At 53.4% G+C, this 7,332-nt stretch carries 5 protein-coding genes and 2 pseudogenes; 4 read left to right on the top strand and 3 right to left on the bottom strand.

Going from position 1 to position 7,332, the window contains the following annotated elements:
- On the top strand, positions 1-420 hold a 420-nt coding region (locus BCA33_RS06730; protein WP_139172920.1), incomplete at its 5' end, for an ABC transporter ATP-binding protein.
- Between the two features lie 80 nt (positions 421-500).
- On the opposite strand, the gene BCA33_RS06725 is transcribed toward BCA33_RS06730, so the two are convergent.
- Positions 501-932, bottom strand: a complete 432-nt coding sequence (locus BCA33_RS06725) for a hypothetical protein (RefSeq protein WP_071264437.1) — start codon at positions 930-932, stop codon at positions 501-503.
- A gap of 322 nt (positions 933-1,254) precedes the next feature.
- Between BCA33_RS06725 and BCA33_RS06720 the strand changes: the two genes are divergently transcribed.
- The 3 genes and pseudogenes from BCA33_RS06720 (at position 1,255) to BCA33_RS06710 (ending at position 4,521) form a co-directional block, all read left to right on the top strand.
- On the top strand, positions 1,255-1,719 hold the full coding sequence (locus BCA33_RS06720) for a DUF3015 domain-containing protein (RefSeq protein ID WP_071264435.1): 465 nt from the start codon (positions 1,255-1,257) through the stop codon (positions 1,717-1,719).
- A 91-nt stretch (positions 1,720-1,810) separates the two neighbouring features.
- Positions 1,811-3,674: pseudogene (locus BCA33_RS06715) on the top strand (DUF4105 domain-containing protein).
- A pseudogene (locus BCA33_RS06710) lies at positions 3,644-4,521 on the top strand (alpha/beta hydrolase). Before BCA33_RS06715 ends, BCA33_RS06710 begins: the two co-directional pseudogenes overlap by 31 nt.
- 52 nt (positions 4,522-4,573) lie before the next feature.
- Here the strand turns inward: BCA33_RS06710 and pnp are convergent.
- On the bottom strand, positions 4,574-6,694 hold the full coding sequence (pnp, locus tag BCA33_RS06705; RefSeq protein WP_071264433.1) for a polyribonucleotide nucleotidyltransferase: 2,121 nt from the start codon (positions 6,692-6,694) through the stop codon (positions 4,574-4,576).
- Positions 6,695-6,997: 303 nt separating this feature from the next.
- Positions 6,998-7,267 carry a 30S ribosomal protein S15 gene (gene rpsO / locus BCA33_RS06700; protein WP_071264431.1) on the bottom strand — a complete coding sequence of 90 codons (270 nt, stop codon included), beginning with the start codon at positions 7,265-7,267 and terminating at the stop codon, positions 6,998-7,000.
- Positions 7,268-7,332: the final 65 nt, after the last annotated feature.

The raw sequence follows: 7,332 nt of genomic DNA, 5'->3' as shown, positions 1-7,332 counted from the left end.
GAGAACCTGCACATGGGCGGGTTCTTCAATACGAAATCCGAGATACGCAAAAGCCAAGCGCATGTGTACGAGCTCTTCCCGCGCCTGAAAGAACGTGAACTGCAGCGCGCGGGCACCATGTCTGGTGGTGAACAACAAATGCTGGCAATCGGGCGCGCGCTTATGAGCCGCCCAAACATGATTATATTGGATGAACCTTCACTTGGGCTGGCTCCGCTGATCATCAAGCAGATCTTCGAGATTATCGGCCATCTACGGGACGAAGGTATTACCGTGTTTTTGGTGGAACAGAATGCCCATCAGGCTCTACACCTCGCTGACAGAGGCTATGTGCTGGAGACGGGTAAAATTCGCCTGCATGATACAGGTAAGAATTTGCTGGAAAACCCGGATGTTCAAAATGCTTACCTGGGTGGCTAACCGCCAGCTAGTAGGCACAAAAAAGGCCGCTGTACCTATGTACACCGGCCTTTTTTTACAAACAGCAAATCAAAAGCGTATTACTTGATGCTCTTGATAGTGCCTTTGTAGCCTTCAACCGTTACGTTGATGGTTCCGAAAACTACGAAGTCTTCAGTCTCAACGGTGTAACGTGGGGCAACAATGATGTCTGCACCAGAGGCAGTAACAGCCTTGTAAGCAGCGGCTGACTTAGCCTTGGAAACCGGATCGCCGAAAGGCAGACCCATACCACCGCTGGACCCACCGTAGGAAACGCCGTCTGCGAAATGCTTGTCGCTACCGATAGTGAAGAACAGAATCTTAGTTACGGAAGCCTTACCGGTGATTTTCTCACCAACTTCTATGTCAGCTTTGATGTCGGTCTGCAGAGGAGCAGTGATCGGCATAGAGTTAGAGCTAACGTTCATTGAACTACAGCCTGACAGCGCGCCAGCCAGTACCAGTGATGATGCAATTAGAACTTTTTTCAAAAGATTGTCTCCGTGTGTTTTGTTACCAGGCCTTCATGGCCGGTCGTCACTATACGGAAGGAAGCTCCTTATAACAATAGAGAAACTATTGGCTGCTTTTTAACCAACTCAGGAATATGGACGCACGCCTATTCATACACTTCTCAATCACTTAAAAAATTTAATGCTCAGCCAGACTGTCAGATTCAGATATTGAACTATACTCAGAATCACGGTTTCACTGTGTACGGAAATTGCAGGAGGAGCCGTGCCCACATTGAGAGCCCGCTAATGGCTAACGTGGCATGCGAAAACAGCTAAAACACTGACCTAGGAGTGAATAATGAAAAAACTGATCGCAGGTGCAATTCTTTTGGGTGCCTCTTCTATGGCCTTTGCTCAACCAGGCTGCGGCGTTGGCGCCATGATTTGGAAGGGACAATCCGGCATTGCTCCCCACGTGCTGGCTGCAACAACCAACGGTACATTTGGCAACCAGACATTCGGCATGACCACCGGCACACTGGGCTGCCAGACCAACGAGTCTGTTCAGTCTATGGCCATGTACATGGACAGCAACATCGATAAAGTAGCCCGCGATATGTCTCGCGGCAATGGTGAAAACCTGGAAACTCTCGCGGTTCTTCTGGGCGTTGATGAAGCGGATCGCACCAACTTCCGCCAGGTTCTGCAGAACAACTTCGCAGTTATTTTCCCAAAATCAGACACCACTTCTGGTGAGGCAGTGGATGCGATTGTTGCCCTGCTGGAAAAAAATGAGTCGCTTAGCAAATACGTAGCGGCCTGATAGCTGACTTGCAGGTATGCCTAAGCGCCAAGGATGGCGCACACTTCTCCCGCTTCGACATTCCCGACCTGACCGGAACCCGCACATACCCATGGGCAATTCGCTTCGCATTGGGCCAGCCTTGCTTTGGCTCATCATCAGCTTACCTCTGCAGGCGCAAACTCTGGCCGCTGACAATTCACTTCATCTGGACCCAGCCTGGCTCACGCTCATTCATTACCAGCCTGGCAAGTTTGGCGGTGGCTATACCAGCCAAGCCGACGATCCGGAATTTTTCCTGAGCGAGGCCGGCAAAACCTCTCCCAAGGCAGAACTGGAAGCGACCCTAGAGGCTATACAGCAACCAGGAGACGGCAACAATCACGCACGATGCCGTTTCCCGGCCAGAGACGCCTGGCTTCGCGAGCGCCTTGATCTGCCTGCAAACAATGCAAAGTGCCCCGATTACCAGCAATGGATGGAAACGCTTAACACAGAAAGCATTACGCTTGTTTTTGCCGCGTCTTACCTGAATAGCCCTTCATCCATGTTTGGCCACACTTTCTTAAGACTGGATCCGCCTCAGGATGACGAACAAACCAACCTGCTGCTTGCCAACACAATTTCCTACGCTGCCGATGCGGCGGCTCACGACAGCGAATTACTCTTCGCTTACCGGGGTATTTTTGGCGGTTACCCCGGAATAACAACCGTTCAGCCCTATTACGAAAAAATTCGACTCTACTCCGATATTGAGCACCGGGACCTGTGGGAATACAAACTGAACCTGAGCCAGCATGAAGTCGACTTCATGCTGGCTCATGCCTGGGAAATTCGGGATCGCAATTTCGACTACTATTTCTTTGATGAAAATTGCGCCTACCGCCTGCTCGCACTCATCGACATCGCGCGCCCCGGAACCAACCTCCTGGGTGAAGTCAGCACTCACGCCATACCTTCAGACACCGTTCGCTGGGTAGTGGATAAAGACCTGGTTGCAGAAGTACACTACCGTGCATCGGCAGCCACCTCTGTGGCTCATAGCCTTTCAACGCTGCCCAAGCCCCAGCAAACACTTGCAGCTGCTATCGCAAATGGATATGTGAAACCAGGCAGCGACGAGGTACTAGCCTTGCCTCCACAGGAACGTGCCCACCTGCTTGATGCCACCTACGATTACGTCCGTTACCAGAGCGAAGCAGACAGCTGGCCAAGAGAGATTGCGGCACCGCTCTCTCACAGCCTGCTGCGCGAGCGCAGTAAAATCGACGGTATTGCGCCACTTGCACAACCAAAAGCGCCGCAGGTACGTGACGATCAGGCCATGACACGTTTCGCTTGAGCCTAGGTGCTGGTCAGATGGCCCACCGTGAGTTTACCCAGCTTACGTTCCGGCCGGCTTATCACGATATTCTGGACCCACCCGCCGGTTATCGTAGCGGTGCCCAGCTGCAATTTCTCCGTTTGGACGCACGCTACTACACTGATAACGACGAACTGCAATTGGAGCAGCTCACCGCCGTGGAAATCCGTTCTCTGAGCCCAAGAAACGCGTTTTTCTCACCATTGTCCTGGCAGGTAGGCTTTGGTGGCCGCCGCACCGATACCGGCAACAAGCGGGTTCTGGCGCCCTACCTGGAAGGTGGTGCGGGCGGAAGCTGGAGCCTGGGCCAACAAACTCAGGCTTTCGCCATTGCCACAGCCGATCTGGAAATCGACGATGACCTAAGCCGCGGCTACGACGCTGCGCCCGGCGCAGACATTGGCCTTCTGCACCAGAACAACCGCTTTAGTCTGGCTGCTGGTGCTAAAACCAAAGCTGGATAGTCAACAGCCAGCACAGGCAAGATCAGGTATACGTGAAAGGCAACTGGCACATCGGCCGAGAATTCAGCCTGTTTGCCGAATTCACTCGGGAAGATCACTACGACAGGTACCAGAGCACATGGCAAGCCGGACTGCACGCTTACTTCTGAAAAAAAACACGCTAAAAACACCCTTACTGGCGTTGATTGTCTCAGCCGCAGCGCTAATTCAAAGCGGCTGCAGCAGCCTGTTTTTCTTCCCTGACCAAACCACTTACATAACACCAGATCGTCTTAACCTAACCTATGAAAACATCTACCTGGACACCGCCGACGGCGAAACCCTCCATGGCTGGTGGCTACCGGCAGAGGGCCAGGCGCAAGGTACCGTGTACTTCCTCCACGCAACGCCCAGAACATCAGCAGCCACCTACTCAACGTCGCCTGGCTGCCTGCAGAAGGCTACAACGTATTCACCATCGACTACCGGGGTTACGGCAAGTCAACCGGCGCGCCCGACATAGAAGGCGCCCTCCACGACTCCGAAATTGGCCTGCGCTGGCTGGCAACCCGGCCCGACACCGAGAACACCCCCACCTTCCTCTTGGGCCAAAGCCTGGGCGGCGCCCTGGGCCTGACTCTCGCCAGCGAATGGGTACAACGCAACGAGACCCCGAAACTCAACGGCGTCATCCTCGACGGCACCTTCTCCGGCTTCCGTGGCATAGCCAGAGAAAAACTCTCCAACTTCTGGCTCACCTGGCCATTCCAGACACCTCTGAGCTGGACCATCCCGGACGAATACGAAGGCGTAGACCAGATAGCCAACATCAGCCCGGTACCTGTGATGATCATTCACAGCGTTCGCGACGGCATCATTCCCTTCCACCACGGCCAAGACCTTTACGAGGCCGCCGGTAAACCAAAGCGATTCCTGCAGACAGATACACCCCATGCAGCAACGTTTGTGATTCCTGCTTATAAACAATCTGTGCTGGAATTTCTTAGGGACAACTAACAAAAAACCCGCCAATCCAGAGGAAAGGCGGGTTTTTTGTAGCTGATAGCTATCAGTCAGTGAAGTCAGTCGGCTGCTCGCCTTCTTTGACTTCCTTCATGGACAGCTTCACACGGCCACGGTTGTCCACATCCAGAACCTTGACCAGAACTTCCTGACCTTCGCTTAGCTCGTCAGTTACGTTCTCGATCCGGCGCTCAGAGATCTGGGAAATGTGCACCAGACCATCCTTGCCAGGCAGGATGTTAACAAAGGCACCGAAGTCCACAATGCGCTCAACGCGACCCTTGTAGATAGCACCCACTTCAATCTCTGCAGTGATTTCCTTAACCCGGTTAACCGCCGCCTGGGCCGCTTCCTGGTTTTCTGCGTAGATCTTCACGTTACCGTCGTCATCCAGGTCAATGGACGCACCGGTCTCGTCACAGATAGAACGGATCATAGAACCGCCCTTACCAATAACGTCACGGATTTTCTCAGGGTTGATCTTGATAGTGGTAATGCTCGGAGCACGCGAAGAAAGCTCTTTACGCGACTCAGAGATAACCTTGTTCATCTCACCCAAGATGTGCTGACGGGCTCCGTGAGCCTGCTCCAGGGCAAGCTCCATGATCTCGTCAGTAATACCCTGGATTTTGATGTCCATCTGCAGAGCAGTAATGCCGTCTTTGGTACCGGCAACCTTGAAGTCCATATCACCCAGGTGATCCTCGTCACCCAAGATGTCGGTCAGAATGGCAAACTTGTCGCCTTCCTTAACCAGACCCATGGCAATACCCGCTACCGCTGCCTTCAATGGCACACCAGCATCCATCAGAGCCAGACTTGAACCACAAACAGACGCCATAGAGCTGGAGCCGTTGGATTCAGTAATCTCGGATACCGCACGAATGGCATACGGGAACTCTTCCATGGTTGGCATAACCGCCATCACACCGCGCTTGGCCAAACGACCATGGCCAACTTCACGACGGCCAGGAGTACCAACACGACCAGCTTCGCCTACAGAGTACGGAGGGAAGTTGTAATGGAACAGGAACGGATCCTTGCGCTCGCCTTCCAGGGCGTCGATTGTCTGCACATCGCGGGACGTGCCCAGAGTCGTCGTAACGATCGCCTGAGTTTCACCACGGGTAAACAGCGCAGAACCGTGAACGCTTGGCAGGATGCCCACTTCGATTTCGATCGGACGAACCGTTTTGTTGTCACGGCCATCGATACGTGGCTTGCCATCGATTACCTGCTGGCGAACAACTGTTTTCTCAACTTTTCCGAAGTTCTTTTTAACTTCGTCTGCGGAAGGCTGGCCTTCCTCTTCGCCTGCAAGCTTCTCAACCGCAGCGGTTTTGATTTCACCAAGACGCTGGTAACGGGCCATCTTGTCGTGAATGCCATAGGCTTCTTCGATAGCGCCGGCAAACTCAGACTTGATCGCGCCCAGCAATTCGGTGTTTTCAGCAGCTGGCTGCCAATCCCAACGGGGCTTGCCATTTTCAGCAGCGAACTCTTTGATTGCTGTAACAGCAGTCTGCATTTCCTGGTGCGCAAACAGAACGCCACCGAGCATCTGATCTTCGCTCAGGCCTTTGGCTTCAGATTCAACCATCAGAACCGCGTCTTCAGTACCCGCAACCACCATGTCTAGCAGGGAGGTTTTGAGATCTTCAAAGCTCGGGTTCAGGAAGTAACCCCGTTCGTTGGTGTAACCAACACGGCTAGCGCCGATTGGGCCAGCGAAAGGAATGCCAGAAATCGACAGGGCGGCCGAAGCGGCCAGCATCGCGGCGATGTCCGGGTCCTGGTTCTTGCTGGACGACATAACCGTACAGATGACCTGTGTCTCGTTCATGTAACCGTTAGGGAACAGTGGACGAATCGGACGGTCGATCAGGCGTGATGTAAGGGTTTCTTTCTCGGAAGGACGGCCTTCGCGCTTGAAGAAACCACCGGGGATTTTGCCCACGGCATAGGTTTTTTCAAAATAGTTCACAGTCAGCGGGAAGAACGGCTGACCCGGCTTGGCTTCTTTGGCACCAACAACGGTACCCAGAACCGAAATGTCACCCACGGTGACCAAAACGGAACCTGTAGCCTGACGAGCAATACGGCCCGTTTCCAGAGTGACGGTTTCGCCACCCAGCTCAAATGTCTTTTTACGCGGTTGCAGATCCACAACGAACTCCTGCGTTATCTGTTCAGAATGAAAGTAGTGTGACCCTGTATATACCCCGCCTGAAAGCTAACAGGCTGTTGCAAAACCCCGGCCAGGCATCTGGTACGCTATATCTGCGTACCGCCCGGGCTTTCAACAACCTGCTATCAATTTCGGCTTCCCAATACGACAGGAAATCCCAGGTTCACTAAAATACGTAATGCGGTGCTGAAAAGCACAACCGGCAGGCCCCCTAAGGAGCCCACCGGCTGGTGGCTGCAAACGGAACATGTCCGCACACAGCCGTCAGGTCGTAAGACCTGATTAGCGACGCAATCCAAGGCGCTTGATCAGCTCCAGGTAACGGTCACCGTTTTTCCGGCGCAGGTAGTCCAGCAGCTTACGACGCTGGTTTACCATGCGGATCAGACCACGGCGGGAATGATGATCCTGCTTGTTGATCTTAAAGTGACCCTGCAGCTTGTTGATGTTGGCGCTCAGCAGTGCAACCTGCACTTCTGGAGAACCGGTATCGCCATCAGCTTGCTGATAATCTTGAACGATCTGTGCTTTTTCATTGGCAGAAAGAGCCATAACTCACCTCATGTTTGCGGTGCTGATAAATCCGGCCGAACCGCGCACCTCTACAGCCCGGCTAT

The organism is Marinobacter sp. AC-23 (genome assembly GCF_001858325.1).
GTDB lineage: Bacteria > Pseudomonadota > Gammaproteobacteria > Pseudomonadales > Oleiphilaceae > Marinobacter.
This window is presented reverse-complemented; position numbering and strand designations above follow the sequence as displayed.